Raw genomic sequence first — 19,477 nt, 5'->3', positions numbered from 1 at the left:
CCGACCTAGATTTATATCTATCGATACATATCTTGCGACGTCGCGAGATGACAATGTCGACAGGCCTGCGCAGCGGGTCTCTTTTTTTCTCAGATATATATCGATCGATACATAAATAAAGAATTTCATTGCTCATGACCAAGGACATCTTGTGACTTCTTCCACTGCCTCGCCGGCACCTGCCGGTGCTGCTCCGCTACCCATCGCCGCGCTGCTGGCCTTGGCCATGACCGGCTTCATCTGCATCGTGACCGAAACGCTGCCGGCTGGCTTGCTGCCGCAGATCTCCGACGGCTTGGCAGTGACCCCCGCGCTCGCCGGGCAGACCGTGACCGCCTATGCGGTGGGCTCGCTGCTGGCGGCGATCCCGTTGACCATCGCCACCCAGCACTGGCGTCGTCGTCGCGTCCTGTTGCTCACCATCGTCGGCTTCCTGGTGTTCAACTCCGTCACCGCGCTATCCACCCACTATGGTCTGACCCTGGTGGCACGGTTCTTCGCTGGCGCAGCGGCGGGCCTGGCGTGGAGCCTGCTTGCCGGGTACGCCCGGCGCATGGTTCAACCGGAACAGCAGGGAAAGGCCATGGCGATTGCGATGGTTGGCACACCGATTGCGCTGTCGCTCGGCGTGCCGCTGGGAACCTGGATGGGCGGGCTGATCGGCTGGCGCACCGCGTTCGCGGCCATGTCGGCACTGACGGTCGCGCTGATCGTCTGGGTGTTGCTCAAGGTGCCGGACTACCCCGGCCAGACTGCAACGCAGCGGGTGCCGTTGCGCAAGGTGCTCGGCACGCCCGGCGTCCGCCCGGTGCTTGCCACGGTGATGGCCTGGATGCTGGCGCACAACATTCTCTACACCTACGTGGCACCGTTCGCGGCACGTGCAGGCCTGGGCCATCGCGTGGACGTGCTGCTGCTGACCTTCGGCATGGCGGCCCTGGTGGGCATCGGTATCGCCGGCAAGTTGGTGGAACAGCATCTGCGCAGCACCGTGCTGGTGTCGTTGGCGACGTTCTTTGGGGTGTCGGTGGTGCTTGCCTTGCTGCAGGGAGTGCAGCCGGTCGTGTATGCGTGCGTCGCGGTCTGGGGGCTGACCTTCGGCGGTGCGGCGACCCTGTTGCAAACAGCGCTTGCCGATAGCGCAGGCGACGGCGCCGATGTCGCGCTGTCGCTTAATGTCGTGGCCTGGAACAGCGTCATCGCCGGCGGTGGCGTGTTGGGCGGAGTGCTGCTGGAGCATTGGGGAGCGCAGAGCTTTCCGACCGCCATGGCAGTGTTGCTGGCAATCGGATGGGCGATTGCATGGTCCGCACGCACCCACGGATTTGCGGCCGGCGCGCGCGCAGCGGTTCCTGGCCACTAGCGCGTGCGAGGGACGCTGCGCCCAGTGTCAGGCGGCGGTGGCGCTGCGCGGCAAGGCACGCGCTGACGCCCAGGCGCGACGCAGGTGAGCTGTACCTGGAAGACGTGAGCGGTGGACGGGGACGTCACCCACGCCGGAACAATGCCAACCTGCGCGTGACGCGTTACCCGTACGGCCACATCTGGGACAATTGCCAGCCCGCTCACGAGGCAGCTCATGCCCCATTCCGATCTGCGTGCCCGCGTTGGCTGCGGTGCCTTCATCCAACGCGCCGATGGCCACTTGCTGCTGGTGTTGCGCGGGCGGGCGCCCGAGCAGGGGCATTGGGGACTGCCCGGCGGCAAGGTGGACTGGATGGAAACGGTGGAAGCCACGGTAGTGCGCGAGGTGCTGGAAGAAACCGGCCTGCAGGTGCATCCGCAGCGCGTGCTGTGTGTGGTCAGCCACTTCGAGCCGGACATGGACCCGCCGCAGCATTGGGTGGCGCCGGTGTATCTGGCCACCATCGAAGGCAGCGAAACCGCCGAACTGCGCGAACCGCAGGTGCTGCTGGATATCGGCTGGTTTGCCCTGGATGCACTGCCCACGCCGCTGACCCGCTCGGCGAGGCAGGCGGTGCAGCAGCTTCAGGCGGAACAGGACGCACAACCCGCCTGACACGTGTTGCTGCTGCGGGCCGCGCGTGGCAGCGCGCGGCGCCCGCAGGCACACATGGATTTTGCAGCAGCAGTCCGTTATTTTTGGCGCGTCCGGGGCGAGGGGAGATCGCGCCTGGACATCGAATCACCCGGCCGGGATGCCGATTGACTGCGTTGCGCCCGGTTACTCATTACAGGGAAGAAGAATGGAATCGCTCTATCCGCAAGGCCCGGCGGTAGTGCCGGAACGGCTCACCGCACCCAGCAGCAAATACCGACGCAATGCCTGGCTGGCCATGCTCGGGCTGGGTGGCTTCATCGCCGTGTATCTGGGATTGCTGGGGTGGTTCGGTTGGACGGCGTATCGGCTGGCGTCCGGGCTGCTGCAGGGCTCCGGCGGCGAGCAGGCCGTGTGGATGTGGTTGGTGGCCGTAGGCGCCGCGTTTCTGGCCGTCTTCATGGCCAAGGCATTGGTGTTCAACAAGCGTGCCGAGCGCGATACGCGCGCGCTGGAACTGCGCCCGGCCGAGCAACCGGAGCTGTTCGCGTTCCTGCATCGGTTGGCCGACGAAGCCGGTGCGCCGCGTCCGCACAAGGTCTACCTGTCGGCGCAGGTCAATGCCGGCGTGTTTTACGACCTGTCGCTGCTCAACCTGCTGCTGCCCTCGCGCAAGAATCTGGATATCGGCCTGGGCCTGGTCAATGTGCTGAACCTGGGCGAATTGAAGGCCGTGCTTGCGCACGAATTCGGCCATTTCGCTCAACGCACGATGGCGGTGGGCCGCTGGGTCTACATCGCCCAGCAAATCGCCGCGCATATCGTGGGCAAGCGCGATGCCCTGGACAAGCTGCTGGCGACGCTGTCGCGGATCGACCTGCGCGTGGCGTGGATCGGCTGGGGCCTGTCGTTGATCGTGTGGTCGATCCGTTCGTTGGTCGAAATCGCCTTCCGCGGCGTGGTGCTGGCGCAGCGCGCGCTATCGCGCGAGATGGAATACCAGGCCGATCTGGTAGCCGCCTCGCTCACCGGCAGCGACGCCCTCGTCCACGCGCTGCACAAGCTGGAAGCGGCCGACGACGGCTGGCAGCGCGCGTTGCGTTTTGCCGGGCGCGAGTTTGCGCAGGACCGGCCGGTCAAGGATCTGTTCGCCATCCAGTCGCGCACCATCGAACACATGCGCGTGGTCTTGAACGACCCCGGCCACGGCGTGGTGCCGGCGGTGCCCGAGGATGCGGCGCACGCGTACCGGCTGTTTCAGAACGACATCGCACAAGCCTCGCAGATGTGGGCCACCCATCCGCCCAGCGCAGCGCGCGAAGAAAACCTCAAGCGTCACTACATCGCCTGCCCGATCGACGCCCGCCCGGCCATGGACGTGCTGCGCAACGCACAAGCGCTGCGCGAGCAGGTCTCGCTCGGCTTGTTCAATGGGCAGGCGCCCACCTGTGTGGACATCGAGGTGTCGCTGGCCGCGCTGGAGCGCGAGTTTGCGGCCCTGTCGTTATCGCGGCGCTATCAAGGCCTGTATCTGGGCCGCTCCTGCACCCGCGCTGCGCGGACCGTGGCCGAGCTGTATGCCGATCCGTTGCCGCAGGGCGATCTGCTGCAGGCGCTGGATGGGTTGTACCTGCCTGAGGATGGCCAGGCCATCGAGCAACTGCGCGAACGCGAGCGGCAACGCGCCAGCCTGCAGGCCTTGATGGACGGCCGGCTGCGTGCAAATGGCGGCGTGGTGACCTGGAAAGGCACCAGCCTGACGCGCGCGCAGCTGCCTGCGGTGATCGCAACACTCGATGACGAGCTACAGGTGTTGCGTGCGCGGGTCAGCGGCCACGACCGACGCTGCCGCAGCGTGCATCTGGCCGCAGCCCACACCCTCGGCGGCGGCTGGCCCGAGCTGTTGCGTGGCTACCTGGCCGTGCTGCATTACACCGACCACACCCTCGCCGATCTGGACGATGCGCATCTGCTGTATCTGCAGACCTTCCACAGCGTGATCGCCGATGGCCGGGTGTCGGCCAAGGAGCTGCGCCAGCTGGTGGCCGCATGCAATGAGCTGCAACGGGTGCTGCGCCGGGTGTACGAACAGGTCGCGCACATGCGCTTGAATGCACCGCTGGCCGCTGCCCTGGGCAAACAACAGTGGCAGCAGTGCCTGCCGGAGTTCCGGCTGTCCGAGGCCGACGAAAACAACATCAACCCGTGGATGGATGCGGCCAAGGGCTGGGTGCAGGTCACCATGAGCGCGCTGGGCGAGCTGCGCGATGCCAGCCTGGAGCAGTTGCTGCACGCCGAAGATGCAGTGGCCGAGCAGATGCGCCACGGCGTGCCGGCGCCCACCAGCGACACACCGGCGGCGGCACCTGCGGACTATCCGGTGCGTCTGCCGGGCGAGGAGCGCCAGCGCAACCTCAAACAAAACCTGTGGCAGCGTTTTCTGGCCGCCGATGGCCTGTTTCCCTCCGTTGCGCGCGTTGCGGTGGCCGCGTCCATCGTGGCCGGGGTGCTGTGGGCCGGCGGCACGGTCGGCCTGGCCGAGGTGGTGGCCTACAACGGCTTGCAGCAGGCGGTGACAGTGCGCATCGACGACCAGATCGCCTCGCTGCCGCCGAACGGTCGCCATGTGTTCCAGCTGGCAGAGCAGGCAACGCACCACATCAGCACGCGCTCTGCGGCGGGCGGCATGATCGAAACCTTCGATGCGCCCAGTGGCGGACACGGCGGCCAGTTCGCCTACAACGTGGCCGGCGCCGCGCTGCTGCTGCACTGGCGCGCCAGCTATGGCGCGGCAGCAGAAGACAGCACACGCCATCTCGACAACGCACGCTGGGAACGCACCACCGCGCAGGCGGTCTTCAACGAGCCGCCGCAAACGGTCAGCGGCAAGGGCAGCCAGTACCGCGATGTGGTGACTGCGGTGTCCGATCGGCCACCGCACCAACTGCTGGGCGAGCTGACACCTGCGCAGGATCTGGCGCTGATGCAGGCGCATGCACGCTGGGATGGCGCGCAATCGGCCTATCTGGAGCAATGGCTGGATCGGTTGCAACGCGCGGCGCCGCAGGCAGTGCCGGCGATCCTGGCCGAGCGCCTGCAGCGCGACCCGCTGGATGTGGTGGCCTTGCGCGTCCAGCAGGACACCGCCACCCCGGAGCAGCGTGCTCAGGTCTGCAAACAGCACACGGCGATGGCCCTGGCCCGCCCCGACGCGCCGGCATTGCAGTACGCGGCGATCCGTTGCGGCAGCGACCCGGCGGCGCGCGATCGGGCCTTCCTCGATGCGCACGCGCGCTGGCCGAACGACCCGTGGCTGCAACGCGCTGCCGCCGCCGTGCATGCCGAACAAGGCCGCTTGCCGGAAGCGCAGGCGCTTTACGAACAAGTCGCACAGGTTCCGGCGATGGCCGATGACATCGTGCCGCAGCTGGTGCGGCTGCAGCGTTACCGTGGCCTGGCCCCGGATCTTGCGGCGATGGCGCAGCGCTCGCCGGCGCTGGCCTCGATGCTTGCGCTGGCAAGCGGCGAGGGCACGCAGGACACGCCATACCAGGGCTATCACGCATTGGCCGCTGGCCAGTTGGACGCTGCGGTGGCGGGTGCTGCGGCAGACCCCGAGGTCCAGGCACGGCTGGTGCGGCTGGCGGCAGCATCGGAGGGCGCCACCGCGGCACTGCTGCAACAGGCACGCGCGCTCGGCGATGAGGCGGGGATCGATTATTTCACCGCACCCGTTGCATGGGCCTTGGCCGCACGTCAGGGCTGGCCGGTGCAGGCAGCGCGCGACACCACCCTGCGCGATCTCGGCGACGATGCCACGGCAATCTCGCATTTCTTTACCGCCGTGCAGGCAGGCAACAGCCAGCAAGATGCCGAGGCGGCATTGAAGGGAGTCAGCCTGACCGGGCGCGGCGTGGCGTATGCGATGGCGGCGGTGTTGCTCGGCCAGCGCTGTCCCCAGGCATGGCGCGACGGCGCACGGAACTTGCTGTTTACCAACGAGCGGCCGTATCTGGGCTGAGCGTGGCGCACAGCAGCTGGCACGCAGTGCTCCGCTGCGTGCCGGTGACGCAGGAGTCGCTGTGCGGGGAAAGGCGCACCAACGCCGAGCGCCGATGCGCGTGCACAGCGCGCGTCTGATGGATGCGCCACTGCATGTGCATGTGCATCTGCATCCCTGCCGCTGATCGTCTTCAGCAGAGATGCAAGGTGTGGCGCCATCGCGCACGTACGCGACTGCCAACGCCAGGCACGCACGTGTGAGATGGGTTGGGCCACGGGTTCCATCTCACCGACACGTTGCCGGAAAGCCAGCAGGTGCTGCGCGCGATCACGCGCTTTTTCAGCCGACATCTTGGGGCTGCCGCTGCCACCCTCGCCGCGCCACGCTAACGCGGCACTGACACTGGCTAGGCACAGTGCTTACATCTTCTCGCCTAGGTTGAGACCGACTGGGTGCAGCACATGCCGCACCGATCATCGAAACAGGAGAAATCGGATGAGCCTGCAAATTCCTCAGGGTGCCTTGGTGGTAGTGGCCGACGGCGGCGAAGCGCGTTGGTTCACCAATACCGGCAACGAAGCCAAGGTCGTGCTGCGCCAGCATGCGCGCACCGATGTGCAGAACGTCGACGACGACGGCCCGGCCGGCAAGGCGCCGCAGGATCTCACCGACGCAGACCGGGACGAAATGACCTTCGCCAAACAGCTGTCGCACGCGTTGAACGATGGCGCACTGAAGCACGAGTACATGCACCTGGTGCTGGTGGCCGACCCGACCACGCTGGGCCGCATCCGTCCGTTGCTGCACAAGGAAACCCAGCAGCGCCTGGTGGGCGATCTGGCCAAGGACCTGACCAATCTGCCGCTGGAAGACATCCAGCGCGCATTATCGTAAGCGCAACGATCGAACCGAGCGCCGTTCGGCCCGCGCGGCCGGCGTTTGGGATCTGGGAGATAGCGTTCGTGCACCGCGCTGCCGAACGCACCTTGCGCAGCGATCGATCGCCTGTGCGGTAGGGTGTGGGTCACTTACGGTCATGGAGACAGTGTCGATGGGGTTTGTTCGCGATTACGCCACACAGGCACCGGAACGTAGCGAGGTGGATGCGCAGGCCGGGCTGCAGCTACTGGAATTCGGTACCGATTGGTGCGGGCATTGCATCGCGGCGCAGCCGTTGTTGCAGAAACTGCTGGGTGGTTATGACGCGATGGCGTACTACAAGTTCGAAGATGGAAAAGGGCGGCCGTTGGGTCGCTCCTTTCGCGTCAAGCTCTGGCCGACGGTGATCCTGCTGCGCGATGGCGAAGAAGTCGCCCGCGCGGTGCGCCCGCAGACCCGTGAAGATCTGCAAGACGTGCTGGCGGTGCTGGAGGCAGGTTGACGCGCGTTGTGATTGCAACATGCGCTGTCGTGGATGTGTTGAGGTTGCCCGATCGCGCGCGTCATCTCGCGCAAACGAACCGAGAGCGGCTAAAAATGCAGTGAGCAGTCGTCGGGTGGATGCAGACGGCGCACTCGGAATTGCAATGTACGAGTCGTACATGTCGCACTGAGTACATGTCGCTCCTGCCTGGCGGCTGCACACGCGTTTTGTTGGCTGCTCCAAGCGTGCAGTAGTGCCACGGCATCAAAACGTCGCCATTGTCATCGCGGAGCAGGTATTGCCGCCGTTGATGCAATTGCAAAAAATCAAGAAAAACGCCTGAAATCAGCGCACATCCTGCGTCGCGCACGGTCGCGTCTGCAGCCAATTGCTCGCTGTAGTAACATGGCGGGCTGATCAAGCCCTTGGGCGTACGCCCATCCCTTTGGTCATCTGTCCCGCAGCGCCGCTGAGTTGACGCGGCCGTCCGGGAATGCCTCCGGTCTCTCCAGTGCATGTGCTCCTGCCGTGTGTGTGAAGTGCCGTGTCCTGTGTGTTGTCAGGACGTGCGGGCAGCGATGGCCCGCAGCTGCAACGCACCTGGAGACCAAGCACATGCACGACACGCGCGCGATTCGTTCGCACTTCGGTTGGTTCAAACGCCGCCGCCAACTGCAACTCGACGACGTCACCGTGGTGGATCGCAACATGCTGCGCCGCGCGGTGAGCGCCGCGGCGCTGGGCAACGCGATGGAGTGGTTCGACTTCGGTGTGTACGGCTATCTGGCGGTGACGCTGGGGCAGGTGTTCTTCCCGGCGAGCAATCCCACTGCGCAGTTGATCGCCACCTTCGCCACCTTCACCGTCGCCTTTCTGGTGCGGCCCATCGGCGGCATGGTGTTCGGCCCGCTGGGCGACCGCTATGGGCGCCAGAAGGTGCTGGCGGCCACGATGATCCTGATGGCCTTGGGCACCTTCAGCATCGGCCTGATTCCCTCCTACGAACGCATCGGTCTGTGGGCACCGGCATTGCTGTTGCTGGCGCGCTTGTTGCAAGGGTTTTCCACCGGCGGCGAATACGGCGGCGCGGCCACCTTCATTGCCGAATACGCCACCGATCGCAATCGCGGTGTAATGGGCAGCTGGCTGGAATTCGGCACGCTGGGCGGCTATATCGCCGGTGCCGCCACGGTGACCGCGTTGCACATGAGCGTGACACCGTCGCAAATGCTCGATTGGGGCTGGCGCGTGCCCTTTTTGATCGCCGGCCCACTGGGACTGCTGGGCCTGTACATGCGCATGAAACTGGAAGAAACCCCGGCGTTTCGTGCCTACACCGAGCAATCCGAACAGCGCGAACGGGAGACTGCCGGTCAGGGCCTGATGACCCTGCTGCGCCTGCATTGGCCGCAACTGCTCAAGTGCGTTGGCCTGGTGCTGGTGTTCAACGTCACCGACTACATGCTGCTGACCTATATGCCCAGCTACCTCAGCGTCACCATGGGCTATGCGGAAAGCAAGGGCTTGCTGCTGATCATCCTGGTCATGCTGGTGATGATGCCGCTCAATATTGTCGGCGGCATGTTCAGCGACAAACTGGGGCGTCGGCCGATGATCATCGGCGCGTGCATCGCCCTGTTTGCGCTGGCGATTCCGTGCCTGCTGCTGATCGGCAGCGGCTCGGATGCGCTGATCTTCCTCGGATTGATGCTGCTGGGTCTGGCGCTGGTGTGCTTTACCAGCTCGATGCCGTCCACCTTGCCGGCGCTGTTCTACACGCCGGTGCGCTACAGCGCCTTGTCGATCGGCTTCAACGTGTCGGTGTCGTTGTTCGGCGGCACCACGCCGCTGGTGACTGCCTGGCTGGTGGAGCGCACCGGCGACCCGTTGGTGCCGGCGTATTACCTGATGGGCGCGGCGGCGATCGGGCTGGTGACGATGCTGTTCGTACGCGAAACCGCCGGGCTGCCGTTGCGTGGCTCACCGCCGGCGGTGGCCAGCGCTGCGGAGGCGCGCGCGCTGCTGCAGGCCGATAGCCCGGTCACGGTGGATGCGCAGTTGCCGGTACCCGGCGTGCCGTCGGTGGGCCAGCCGCGCACTGCATGAGCGCGTACTGTGCTCAGCGCAATGCGGGGTCGCGGGTGTCGGGCATGTCCGGGTAGGGCATGCCCTGCCCGGTTTCCACATAGCGCTTGAGGCTGCTGCCCAGGAAGTACTGCCAGCCCTGGGTGCACGCCTCCAGACACGGCGAGTCGCGGTAGCCGGACTGCACGAACTCCACGCGCGTGCCCTGGCTGATGGAGATCAGATCGAAGCGCATCACCGTGCCCTCCCAGGCCGCGGTGTCGAGCATGTTGGAGCGCTCGCAGCGCCAGCGCACCAGCCGATGGTCGGCGCCTTCGTCGATGCGCAGGACCACTTGCCAGCCGTGGCTGCTCCAATCCAGGCGCACGCAGTCGTCGGCCTGCTGCACCTCGCGCGTCCACCAGCGCGCCAGCTGCACGGGCTCGGATAGCGCGGCGGACACCACTTCCGGTGCGGCGGCGATCACGATGCTGTGGCGGATCTCACGGTTCATCTGATGGGCATTGCCTGCGTGGACGCCGATGATCGCGCATTTTGCCAGCCAATTGCAGCTTTGGCCGATCTGCGACCGGCCGCTCGTCCGGCGCTCACACGGCGCTGGGTACCATCGACGCAGACCCTATGACGAGAGCAGGCATGACGACGCTTCCGATACCGGTGATGGATGTGGCCGCGCAGCGCGACCTGGCCACGGCGCACGCGCTGCTGGAAAACCCCGGCGTGGCAGCCCAGCTGGCCAACGCGCTGGGCGCGCCGATCGAGAGCTTGATCACCAAACGGCTGCCCAAGATGGTGACCCGCAGCATCGATGGCCTCACCCGTCGCGCGCTGCAGGTGGCCATGAAGTCGGCATTGCTGAGCCTGCGCGGCAAGCGTGAGACGCTGCAGCCGGCCTCCACCACCCGGCACACCCTGGCGGTGGCCGTGGCCGGTGGTGCCGGCGGCTTCTTCGGCCTGCCGGGCCTGATGGTGGAGCTGCCGCTGACCACCACCGTGATGCTGCGCTCCATCGCCGACATCGCGCGCGCCGAAGGCGAATCGCTGCAAAGCCCGGACACCGCGCTGGCCTGCCTGGAAGTGCTGGCGCACGGCGGCCGCAGCGTGGTGGACGACGGCGCCGAATCCGGCTATTTCGCAGTGCGTGCGGCAATGGCGCAGCAACTCAGCGCCGCTGCCCGCCATGTTGCCGCGCATGGCTTCGCCAGCAAGGGCGCGCCGGCCTTGGTGTCGCTGGTCTCGCGCATCGCCGCCAAGTTCTCGGTCAACGTGGGCGAGAAACTCGCCGTGCAGGCGGTGCCGTTGGTAGGCGCGGTGAGCGGCGCCACCCTCAACACGGTCTTTATCCGCCACTTCCAGGCCATGGCCCGCGGGCACTTCATCGTGCGCCGGCTGGAACGGCAGTTCGGCGAGGAGGCTGTGCGGCGGGCGTATGAGGCGCTGCCTCCTGCGCGATAGGGCCTCACGATCTACCCTGATCACCATTGCAAGGGACTGCGTGAAATGAAAACTGCACGGCGTTTGCTGTTGATCCTGTGTGGCGTCATCGCCGCGCCTGCCTGTGCGCAGTCACATCGGTACGGCGCGCCGGAAGTCACGCTCCAGGGCATGCTCATCAGTGCCACCGGCCAGACACCCGATGGTGCGGAGGTGAGATATCCGGCGCTCAAACTCGTTGCTCCGCTCACCGTGGAGGCGACCGATGGCAAAGAGGACTTCGAGCCATCTGCAACCGGCATCACGCTGTTGCAGCTGTCCCTCGATGCAACAACCATGCGCGCGTTCAAGCAGTTGAAGGGCCGCCAGGCGCGCGTGTCCGGGACGCTCTTTCATTCGGATAACGGCCACCACTACACCGATGTGTTGCTGTCGGTGACCAGCGTTTCAGACAAGAACCAGGGTTCAGACAAGAACTAGCCGCTTGCGGCCTGCTGCTGTGCCCAGGCTGCCGCCGTTGCGCGAGATGGCTTGGCTCAGGCGATCGGCAGTGACGGGCGATTCCGACGAGGCAATGCACTTCTGGCGCATGCAGCGCAGCGCGCCAGCGAGCGGATGCACCTGTTGCGCGAGCCGCTGCATGCAGCCCGGCACCGACGGTTCGACGCCGCGTGGCACACAGCAGCGTGTCGAGTGCGAGCATCTCCGTCCCCCGGCCAACGCAATCTGCGCCGCGACGCGCCACAATGACCAGCGCTCCAATGCCTCCTTTCTGTCCGGACCTTGGCCATGACCAAACCTTTCTCGCCTGCTTCCGCACGTAACCGCGATCCGATTCTTGCGGTGTTGCAGCGTTACTTCGCCGATCGCCACCATGTGCTGGAAATCGGCGCAGGCACCGGCCAGCATGCGGTGCATTTTGCTGCGTCGATGTCGTGGTTGCAGTGGCAGGCCAGCGATCACGCCGATCATCTGCCGGGCATGCAGCAATGGCTGGATGACGCCGCGCTACCCAACACGCCGCCGCCCATCGCCATGCAGGCTGTACTGACGCCGACGCTTGGCTTGGCGCCACCGCCGGCCTTGCCCGCGCTGCCCGATGGTCAGCGTGGATTCGATGCGATCTACAGCGCTAACACCTTGCACATCATGGGCTGGCCGCAGGTGCAGGCCTTGTTTGCGGGCTTGCCCGAGGTGATGGCACCGCAGGCGGTGCTGGTGGTGTATGGGCCGTTCAATCGCGATGGTCAGTTCACCAGCGACAGCAATCGCGACTTCGATGCGATGTTGCGCGCACGCGATGCGGCATCGGGCATTCGTGATGCGGCCGACGTGGACGCGCTGGCTGCGCAGGTGGGCTTGCAGCTGGTGGAAGATGTCGAGATGCCGGCCAACAACTACTGCCGGGTGTGGCGGCGGGGCTAGAACGCGTTGGCGTTTTGATGCGCGCCGGTCGCGCAGTTGCCGACGATGACCGCATCCGCGCCAGCGGCGGCAGTCATCGCGGCGCCGACCGTGTAGCGCTGCTGTTGGGTACCTATCGCGTTGTCGTAATGGCCGCACTGCAGCGCGCGCGCTGGATCGCACGCGGCGCCATCGCATCATTCCTGCGGCGTATCGCGACGAACCGCCTGCGGCGTCTTTCTTGCCGATCCAGACCCGGAAGGCGCGCACGAACGAGTTGGTGTTTTCAAACCCAAGCAGCAAGGCGATCTCTGCGCTGGACATCATGGGCTTGCGCAGATAATGCTCGGCCAGTGCTGCGCGAACCTTGTCCAGCATTTGTTGAAACGTGGTGCCTTGCTCATGCAGGCGGCGCTGCAATGTGCGGCTGCTTACTCCTAGCCTAGGCGCTTGGTCGTACACGCGGCAGCGTTCAAACCTTGCGCGCACGCATCACACATCGCTGCCTAGGTGGCAGGTGTCGCGCGTGCGTCACGCCACCGTTCCAACCACCACAGCACCGCCGCTGCGGCGACAAACCCCAGCCACCATGGCCAGCGTGGGCCGGGCTGGGGCGTTGGGCGTGCCTGGCGTGGCGTGGCGCTGTGGTTGATGAGTGCACGCGTTGCATCGCGTTGCGTGTTGGCGAACAGGGCAGGCGCGTCGGCAGGTGCGCGGATGTAGAGCGCGCCGCTGCGTGTTACGTCTTGCCAGCGATACCAACCGGTGTGCTCGGGCCAGAGGCCGGCGCATGCCGCCGCGCCGGTGCCGGGGTCCGGTGGCAGTGGGTGGGTGGTGCCATCGGGCGAGAGCAGCTGTGCATCGCGGCTCAGGTTGCAGACGCTGATGCGTTGGTCGCGCCAACCAACGCGGGTGGGGACGCGCGCTGTGGGTTGGGCGCGCGTCAGCGGCGAGAGCATCTGGCTCCACAGCGCGGCATGCAGATCGGGTTGGCCTTGCAGCACCAGGCGGTAGCTGTCGGTGACGGCGATCAGGCCGATACGCCCGCGCCCGATGGCGCGCCACCACGCGTAAGGCGTGCCGTTGGATGCGCGCAGCACGGCGATGGCATCGGGGGCGTCGGGAACCAGCGTGCGGCGTTCCAGGGTGGGCAGTGCCTCGCTTGTGGCATCGCGCGCGTCCGCTGCGTGCTGCGGCGATTGCTGATGCAGCGCCTGACGCGAGGCATTGGATGCGGGCGCGACCAGCAGCGGCGCGGCGGCGTTATCGCCACGCAGCGGCAAGCCCAGCGCGGCGATGGCAGTGCGTTGTGCGGCATCGAGCGGGCCGCTGAGGCGCAGCAACAGGCCCAGGCCGCGTTCGACCGCCGCCCGCACTGCATCGCGTTGCAGCCGCGACAGGCTGGCCAGCGCACGCTCGTCGAGGATCAGCAGGTCGCTGCGGTCCAGCGTGGCGGCGTCCAGCGCACGCTGCGCGTCGCCCAGCTGCATGCCGCCGCCGGTGGCGATCTGGGTGTGCAGGTCCAGGCCGGCGTCGTGCGCCCAGCGACGCAGATACTTGAGCTCGGGTTGCGGGGCGCCGGCGATGATCCAGAGGTTGGCGGCAGGGCTCTCCACCACGGACACCGGCACCTCGGCCTGGTCGCGTGGGCGTGCGTCCGGCCCGAGCACGCGCACCACAAAAACGCTGTCGCCAGCGGCGCGCACGCTGCCGCCGAGCTGGAAGCGGCCGTCAGCGTCGGGCGCAACCAGATCGACGCGGCGCCCGGCCGGGTCCAGCAGTTCGAGCCTGGCCTCGCGCACACCGGTGATGCGGCCGTGGATCCGCAGATCGGTCCCTGGCGCCAGCAACGATGGCGTGGACAGCTCGCTCAAGCCGGGCGTGGGCGCTGGAGCGGTGTAGCGCAGCGGCCAGCCGCGCGCGGTGTCGCGGTCGCGCGCGGTGTCGCGGTCGCGCGCGGGCAGGCCGGCGCCGACGATGCGCAGCCCGGTGGTGCCGGGATGGCGACGCAAGGCGGTGGCCAGATCCGGCATGCGCTCGGCATCGCGCAGCGCGGCCGGGGCCTCGGGTAGCGCGATGCGCGCGTCGCCGGGCGCGGTGGTCAGCGCTGCCGTGTCGCTGCCGGCGGTGGCGACCACCAGCGTGCCGCCATGCGCGGGCAGCGACGGCGGGACCAGTGCGCAATACAGCAGCGCGGCGCACACCGGCTGCAAGGCGAGCAGCGCGGCCTTGCGCCAGCCGGCGATAGGGGCACGGCGCAGGCGCCACCACGCCAGCAGCGTGATGCCAGCCAGGGTGGCGATGATGATCCAGGCCGGCATCAGGGGCGCTCCTGTGCGTGCAGGGCATCGAGATAGCGTTGGCCGCCAGCATCGGGGGCAGTGCGCGGTTGCACGGCAGCCGGCGGACGCACCAGTACCGGCCACAGCAGCGCGCGCAGGCGTTGCCGGCAGCTGGCGCAGTCGGGTGTGGCGCGCAGCGTCTCGACGGCGGCGGCCAGGTCCAGCGGGGCATCGAGCTGGGTCTCGTGCGCCGGCAGCCAGCGCGCAAAGGCGTCCAGTGCGGCGGCATCCTGGGCTGGCGCAGCGTTGCCCAGCGCCTGCCAGAGCGCCATCGGTTGCGGATCCGGGCTGGTGCGCGCGTCCAGGGCAGCGGCGCCGCGCGCCAGTCCGTCGCGCTTGCCGCTCATGCGCCGGCTGGGGTCGATCGGCGGCAGTTGCGTGCCGACGCGTGCCAGATAGATGCGCTCGGCCTGCTGCACCTGCTTGATGAAGCCCAGCGCCTTGTTGGCGAACGGCAGCGCGCGCTCGGGGTGGCCCTGGCGCAACTCGCCTTCGGATTGCCACATCTGGTCCAGCGCGGCGCGCAGCAGGGCGCGGGTCTGCGGGTCCAGCAAGGTGGCCGCTTCGGCGTGGTCGTGGGTGTGGCCGAACTCGGTCAGCACGTCCTGCGCCTGGCCGAAGCCGCTGCGCTCGGGGCGCCCATCGGTGTGATCGTGGTCGTGGTCGTCCAGGGCAGCGGCGCCGCTGGCGGGGGCGGCGGCGTGGTCATGATCATGATCGGCGTGTGGTTGCGTGGCGTCATGGGCGTGCTCGTCCGGCGCGGCCGGCGCATCGGCGGTGGGCATGTCATCGGCCGGGGCGTCGCTGGTGGGCGGTGCGTCGGCGGTCGGCGGGCCCTTTGGCGCGCCTTCGCTTTCTTCGCCCAGGAACTGGCCGTAGCGCAGGCGCAGCAGGCGCTGGTCTACGCCGATGGCGTCGGCGCGTTTGAGATAGGTGGCCGCGTCCAGGCGCGGTTTTTCCTTCAGCAGCGCCTCGGCGTCGATGATGATCTGGCGCTGGCTACGGAAGTAGGCCGGCAAGGTCTGTTTGACGCTCGCCTCCAGGCCGGCGGCCATGGTCTGTTCCGGCGGCGGCCAGCGCAGGATCACGCTGGCGCTGCGGCCTTCCTGCGGGCCGGGCTGGCGGGTGTCATGCACGATCAGCTGCGCGATCAGGTCATCGCCGGCGGCCATGCCCAGCGCCTGCGGCTGCAGCGTGGCGGCGAAGTTGCGGCGGGTGACCGGGCCGCTGCCGGTGAGCGTGCGGCGCTGGGTCTTGAAGGTGATGTTCTCGCCGCTGCCCTGGGCCAGGGTCAGGCGCAGCTCGGCGCTGGCGGCCACGGCGTAATCGTCGCTGGCTTCGAAGCGTAGTGCCCAGGCGCCATTGGCCGGTGTCCACAGCACCAGGCTCTGCTCGGGGGCGAGCACGCGCACCTGCGGCGGGCGGTCCGGCAGCACGTCCAGCCGGTGCAGTTGGCGGTCGGCGGGCGTGCCGTCGATGAGAATGCGGTACAGGTTGGCGCGCGTAGCGATCCATTGGCCCTGCCATTGGTCGCTGCTGCCCTGCCGGGTCAGTGGGATGAGGCGGCCGTCGGTGAGCCGCAACGCCACGTTGCGCGGGGCCGGGCTGACCTGCAGTTGCCAGTCCAGCCGGGTGCCGGCGGGCACGCGCGCATCCAGGCCGGGCAGCCGCGCGGCAGGCAGGCCGGTGTAGGCCGGCGGTGTGCTGCGCAGCTGCGCCTGACGCAGCATCGCAGCGCCGCTGCTGGCACGGGCGGCGGCCACGCGGTCGGCGGGGGCGGCTGGCGGCAGCTCACGCGGCGGCCACAGCAGCAGCGCGCTGCAGGCGGCCAGGCCGAGCAGGCTCCAGGGCCATGCGCGCCGCCATGGCCAGGCTGGGCGCAGATCGCGCGGAGTGCTGCGTAGGCGCTGCTCCAGCCGCTGACGTTGCAGCGCCTGCAGCGGGCCCAGTTGCGTGGCCGGTGCGAACAGCAGGTCGCTGCTGTCGTCCAGGTCCGGTTCGCGATCCAGCCGGCGGATCAGCCAGGTCTGGTCCAGCTGCCGCGCCGCGTGCAGCGCGACGGCGGCCAGCATCGCGACGCCCAACAGCAACAGCGGCACCACCGCGGCGTGTGCGCCCATGCGCCAGGCACCCGCGCCCGCCAGCAGCGCCAGCGGCCACCCGAACACCAGCACCCCGGCAGCGCGACGTCGGCGTGCGGCCTGCCAGGCGCGCTGCAGTGCGGGCGTGCTCATGCCGCGCTGCTCCGGCGTGGCGCGGTGGCCAGCCAGCGCTCGAGCGCAAACAGCAGCAACACCACACCGACCAGCCACGGTGCCAGCGGCCATGGCGGCGTGGTCAGCCGGATCGCGCCGCCGCGCTGCGGCTGTTGGGTCTGCGCCAGGGCGCGCTGCGGGATGGTTGGTGGTTGCAGCGCAGCGTACAGGCGGGTGGGGAACCCGGCGTCCAACAACGCCGGCAGCTGCTGCGGCTGCAACGGCGCGGCCCAGCGCAGCAGGCGCCCGCGCCCGAACGCGGCGGCGTCGAGCACCGGCTGCCCCTGTGTTTCGAGCACGGGTTGCAGCGGCGCGGCGAGTGCGGGCGGCACCGGCGTGCGCGCATCCAGCAGCAGCTGGCCGCCGGTCGCAACCCAATCCAGCACCGGCGCGGGCGGGGCGGTGGGCGACAGCCACGCCACCACCGTGCCGGGTGCCCAGCGCGCCGGCACGGCATCGGCAGGCACGCCCACCGGCAAGCTGCCCGGCAGCGCCCAGGCGGCATGCACCGCGCGCAGATAGCGCAGGGCCGGCGCGGCGCGGTCGTCGGCAATTGCCTGCATGCGCAGCGGTACGGTGGCAGGCGTGGCGGCCACCGGCGATGCACCGGGCAGCACCTGCCACTGCACTGCACGCGACAACTGCACCCGCTGCGCATCCACCACGCCCCACTGCGCGGGCACGATCACGCTGAGCGGCGCGTCTGCAGGCAGGCTGGCATCGAGTTCGCGCAGCAGGCTGCCAACCGGTTGCGGACTGCCGGCCTGCGCACCATTACTGTTGGTGACATCTGCCTCGGCATCGATCGCTGCAAAGCCCGGCGCCAGCCACACCCATTGCGCATCCTTGGGCTGCGCCAGCGCGCGTGCGGCGGCCAGGTCCACACCCGGACTCACTGCGATACGCGGGCGCGCATCCGGATGCGCACGCAACGCCGGTTCTGCCAGCAGCAGCGCCAACGCTGCCAATAGCAGCAGGCGCACCAGCAGCAACGGCAGCTCGTCCAGGCGCACGCGGTGGCGTGGGCGTGGCACTGCACGCAACCAGCGCAGCGCAGCGAAGTCGGTAGGCCGGTGCTCGCTACGCCGCGCTAGATGGATCAGCAGCGGCAGCAGCAACGCGGCCAATGCCGCGAGCCCGGCGGGGAACAGCAAGAGCAGGTTCATGCCCCTGCCTCTGCGCTGACGCTGTGCACGAGTGCGTGCATGGTGCTGCCGGTGTGCGGGTGGCTGTGGAAAGGGTGGGTTTGCTGTCTCAGCGGCAACAGCAGTTGTAGCCGTAACTGCGACTCCACCTGCAATCGCAGCCGCAAGCCGTGCACGCGCGCGACGGTGGTCGGCGTTGTACTCATGCGAAGACGTTGCCTAGGCAACTGTGGCCGCAACTGCGACTGCAATCGCAACAGCGATGGCATGCGCAGTTGCATGGAGTGCGCATGCGCAACGGTGGTCTGCACTGCACTCATGCGCAGGCGTTGCCTGGGTAATGCAGATACATCGCGCACAGCGCTGCACGCCGCACTGGTATCGACATGCAATGCGTGATGCGGCCCGGCACGCGTGGTTGCCACTGCGGGCTATGCCAGCTGTTTGCAGGACGAGTTTGCCACCGTGGTGGCTGCTGTACCGCCACTGCCGATCGCGAGACTGATCGCGAGCTGCAATGCGCCGTCGCCGCCCCGCGCAAGCACACGCTCATCGAGCCGTACCCTGACCGAACAGCTGGCGCAGCGCGGCATCGGCCGGCGCATCCAGGTAATGCACGGCATGCGCGATGCCGGCCGCCTGCCAGCGCGCCTGCCGCGCGCGCTGGGCCGCGGCAAAGCGTTGCAGATAGTCCTCGCGCATCGCCGCGCCGTCGCCGAGCAGTTCTTCGCCGGTTTCCGGGTCGCGGAAGCGATGCCCGCCGCTGAATTGAAAATCGCGTTCGTCGCAGGTGAGCACCTGCAGCTGCAGTACTTCACGGCGCGCGGCGGCGAACTTTTCCAATGCGCTCGCAAGTTCTTCATCGAACCCATCGCCGATGGACAGCAGTAAATCGTGCGCGGCGATGCGTTCCCACAACGGCCGTAACGCCTCCAGCCCCGGCCAGCGGCCGCCGGCGCGCAAGCCGTGCATGGCCAGCCACAGCCGGTCGCGCTGGCGGCTGCCGACACCCGCCGGCACCGCAACCAGGCCGCCGCCATGCAAGGCATACAGGCCGACGCGGTCGCCTTGCTGCAGCGCCACTTCGGCCGCGCAGGCGGCCAGTGTCGCCATCGTCTGCAGGCGGGTGTGCTCCGGCCGCGCGCTGTCGGTCTGCCCAGCCGACGCGGTGGCATCGAGCAATAGCCAGAGCGTCAGCGGGCTTTCGCGCTCGGCTTCGCGCACGAAAAACCGGTCCGAGCGCGCGTAGAGCTTCCAGTCGATCTGGCGCAGCGCATCGCCCGGCTCGTAGGCGCGGTATTGCGCAAATTCCAGCCCGGCGCCGCGGCTGCGACTGGCGTGCTGGCCAATCCCGTGCCCGCCCTGCGCCTGACGCGCACGCAGCTGCAAGCCGCGCAAACGGCTGCGCACATCGGCGGAAATCAGAGCCGGCAGCGGTGGATGCATG

14 protein-coding genes, 1 other RNA gene and 2 pseudogenes are annotated in these 19,477 nt (G+C 68.0%); 10 read left to right on the top strand and 7 right to left on the bottom strand.

Annotated elements, in window-relative coordinates:
• Window positions 1-151: 151 nt before the first annotated feature.
• The 6 genes and pseudogenes from ABQZ00_RS22725 to ABQZ00_RS22700 all read left to right on the top strand — a co-directional run bounded on the left by ABQZ00_RS22725 (window position 152) and on the right by ABQZ00_RS22700 (window position 7,383).
• Complete coding sequence (locus ABQZ00_RS22725; protein WP_323539189.1) at window positions 152-1,363, top strand: MFS transporter; 1,212 nt, start codon at window positions 152-154, stop codon at window positions 1,361-1,363.
• 216 nt (window positions 1,364-1,579) lie between these two features.
• Window positions 1,580-2,020 (top strand): NUDIX domain-containing protein, encoded by a 441-nt coding sequence (locus tag ABQZ00_RS22720; protein WP_323539190.1) that lies wholly within the window; start codon window positions 1,580-1,582, stop codon window positions 2,018-2,020.
• Between the two features lie 277 nt (window positions 2,021-2,297).
• The gene (locus ABQZ00_RS22715) at window positions 2,298-6,020 is read left to right on the top strand and encodes a M48 family metallopeptidase (RefSeq protein WP_323539251.1); all 3,723 of its coding nucleotides are present in this window, start codon (window positions 2,298-2,300) and stop codon (window positions 6,018-6,020) included.
• A 242-nt stretch (window positions 6,021-6,262) separates the two neighbouring features.
• Window positions 6,263-6,391: pseudogene (locus ABQZ00_RS22710) on the top strand (alpha/beta hydrolase); the annotation flags it as partial.
• A gap of 106 nt (window positions 6,392-6,497) precedes the next feature.
• Window positions 6,498-6,896, top strand: a complete 399-nt coding sequence (locus ABQZ00_RS22705) for a host attachment family protein (RefSeq protein ID WP_055852817.1) — start codon at window positions 6,498-6,500, stop codon at window positions 6,894-6,896.
• A gap of 157 nt (window positions 6,897-7,053) precedes the next feature.
• Window positions 7,054-7,383: a thioredoxin family protein gene (locus tag ABQZ00_RS22700; RefSeq protein WP_323539191.1), complete on the top strand. Its 330-nt coding sequence runs from the start codon at window positions 7,054-7,056 to the stop codon at window positions 7,381-7,383.
• Between the two features lie 87 nt (window positions 7,384-7,470).
• On the opposite strand, the gene ABQZ00_RS22695 is transcribed toward ABQZ00_RS22700, so the two are convergent.
• Window positions 7,471-7,545: non-coding RNA, sX9 sRNA (locus ABQZ00_RS22695), on the bottom strand.
• Window positions 7,546-7,980: 435 nt separating this feature from the next.
• On the opposite strand from ABQZ00_RS22695, the gene proP reads away from it, so the two are divergent.
• On the top strand, window positions 7,981-9,471 hold the full coding sequence (gene proP, locus ABQZ00_RS22690; protein WP_323539192.1) for a glycine betaine/L-proline transporter ProP: 1,491 nt from the start codon (window positions 7,981-7,983) through the stop codon (window positions 9,469-9,471).
• Between the two features lie 13 nt (window positions 9,472-9,484).
• Here proP and ABQZ00_RS22685 read toward each other — a convergent pair whose 3' ends face one another.
• Window positions 9,485-9,943, bottom strand: coding sequence for an SRPBCC family protein (locus ABQZ00_RS22685; protein WP_323539193.1), 459 nt, complete (start codon window positions 9,941-9,943; stop codon window positions 9,485-9,487).
• A 167-nt stretch (window positions 9,944-10,110) separates the two neighbouring features.
• On the opposite strand from ABQZ00_RS22685, the gene ABQZ00_RS22680 reads away from it, so the two are divergent.
• The 3 genes from ABQZ00_RS22680 (at window position 10,111) to ABQZ00_RS22670 (ending at window position 12,309) form a co-directional block, all read left to right on the top strand.
• Entirely contained in the window at window positions 10,111-10,905 is a 795-nt protein-coding gene (locus tag ABQZ00_RS22680; protein ID WP_323539252.1) for an EcsC family protein, read from the top strand.
• A 63-nt stretch (window positions 10,906-10,968) separates the two neighbouring features.
• Entirely contained in the window at window positions 10,969-11,364 is a 396-nt protein-coding gene (locus tag ABQZ00_RS22675; RefSeq protein WP_323539194.1) for a DUF4431 domain-containing protein, read from the top strand.
• 309 nt (window positions 11,365-11,673) lie between these two features.
• Complete coding sequence (locus tag ABQZ00_RS22670; protein ID WP_323539195.1) at window positions 11,674-12,309, top strand: DUF938 domain-containing protein; 636 nt, start codon at window positions 11,674-11,676, stop codon at window positions 12,307-12,309.
• 234 nt (window positions 12,310-12,543) lie between these two features.
• Here ABQZ00_RS22670 and ABQZ00_RS23930 read toward each other — a convergent pair.
• The 5 genes and pseudogenes from ABQZ00_RS23930 to ABQZ00_RS22650 form a co-directional block, all read right to left on the bottom strand.
• Window positions 12,544-12,750 (bottom strand): annotated as a pseudogene (locus ABQZ00_RS23930) (helix-turn-helix domain-containing protein); the annotation flags it as partial.
• 44 nt (window positions 12,751-12,794) lie between these two features.
• Window positions 12,795-14,609, bottom strand: coding sequence for a carboxypeptidase regulatory-like domain-containing protein (locus tag ABQZ00_RS22665; RefSeq protein ID WP_323539196.1), 1,815 nt, complete (start codon window positions 14,607-14,609; stop codon window positions 12,795-12,797).
• Window positions 14,609-16,864, bottom strand: a complete 2,256-nt coding sequence (locus tag ABQZ00_RS22660) for a hypothetical protein (RefSeq protein ID WP_323539197.1) — start codon at window positions 16,862-16,864, stop codon at window positions 14,609-14,611. Before ABQZ00_RS22660 ends, ABQZ00_RS22665 begins: the two co-directional genes overlap by 1 nt.
• Entirely contained in the window at window positions 16,861-18,051 is a 1,191-nt protein-coding gene (locus tag ABQZ00_RS22655) for a BatA domain-containing protein (protein WP_323539198.1), read from the bottom strand. Before ABQZ00_RS22655 ends, ABQZ00_RS22660 begins: the two co-directional genes overlap by 4 nt.
• Window positions 18,052-18,579: 528 nt before the next feature.
• Window positions 18,580-19,476 (bottom strand): DUF58 domain-containing protein, encoded by an 897-nt coding sequence (locus ABQZ00_RS22650; protein ID WP_323539199.1) that lies wholly within the window; start codon window positions 19,474-19,476, stop codon window positions 18,580-18,582.
• Between the last annotated feature and the right edge of the window lies 1 nt (window position 19,477).

The organism is Xanthomonas sp. WHRI 10204 (assembly GCF_040202875.1).
In the GTDB taxonomy this organism is placed as follows: domain Bacteria; phylum Pseudomonadota; class Gammaproteobacteria; order Xanthomonadales; family Xanthomonadaceae; genus Xanthomonas.
This window is presented reverse-complemented; position numbering and strand designations above follow the sequence as displayed.

Excerpts from the sequence above, each read along its gene's own strand:
- ABQZ00_RS22665 (WP_323539196.1), bottom strand. The coding sequence starts at position 14,609 with ATGCCGGCCTGGATCATCATCGCCACCCTGGCTGGCATCACGCTGCTG.
- ABQZ00_RS22655 (WP_323539198.1), bottom strand. The coding sequence starts at position 18,051 with ATGAACCTGCTCTTGCTGTTCCCCGCCGGGCTCGCGGCATTGGCCGCG.
- ABQZ00_RS22705 (WP_055852817.1), top strand. The coding sequence starts at position 6,498 with ATGAGCCTGCAAATTCCTCAGGGTGCCTTGGTGGTAGTGGCCGACGGC.
- ABQZ00_RS22700 (WP_323539191.1), top strand. The coding sequence starts at position 7,054 with ATGGGGTTTGTTCGCGATTACGCCACACAGGCACCGGAACGTAGCGAG.
- ABQZ00_RS22650 (WP_323539199.1), bottom strand. The coding sequence starts at position 19,476 with ATGCATCCACCGCTGCCGGCTCTGATTTCCGCCGATGTGCGCAGCCGT.
- ABQZ00_RS22670 (WP_323539195.1), top strand. The coding sequence starts at position 11,674 with ATGACCAAACCTTTCTCGCCTGCTTCCGCACGTAACCGCGATCCGATT.
- ABQZ00_RS22720 (WP_323539190.1), top strand. The coding sequence starts at position 1,580 with ATGCCCCATTCCGATCTGCGTGCCCGCGTTGGCTGCGGTGCCTTCATC.
- ABQZ00_RS22715 (WP_323539251.1), top strand. The coding sequence starts at position 2,298 with ATGCTCGGGCTGGGTGGCTTCATCGCCGTGTATCTGGGATTGCTGGGG.
- ABQZ00_RS22685 (WP_323539193.1), bottom strand. The coding sequence starts at position 9,943 with ATGAACCGTGAGATCCGCCACAGCATCGTGATCGCCGCCGCACCGGAA.
- proP (WP_323539192.1), top strand. The coding sequence starts at position 7,981 with ATGCACGACACGCGCGCGATTCGTTCGCACTTCGGTTGGTTCAAACGC.
- ABQZ00_RS22680 (WP_323539252.1), top strand. The coding sequence starts at position 10,111 with ATGGATGTGGCCGCGCAGCGCGACCTGGCCACGGCGCACGCGCTGCTG.
- ABQZ00_RS22660 (WP_323539197.1), bottom strand. The coding sequence starts at position 16,864 with ATGAGCACGCCCGCACTGCAGCGCGCCTGGCAGGCCGCACGCCGACGT.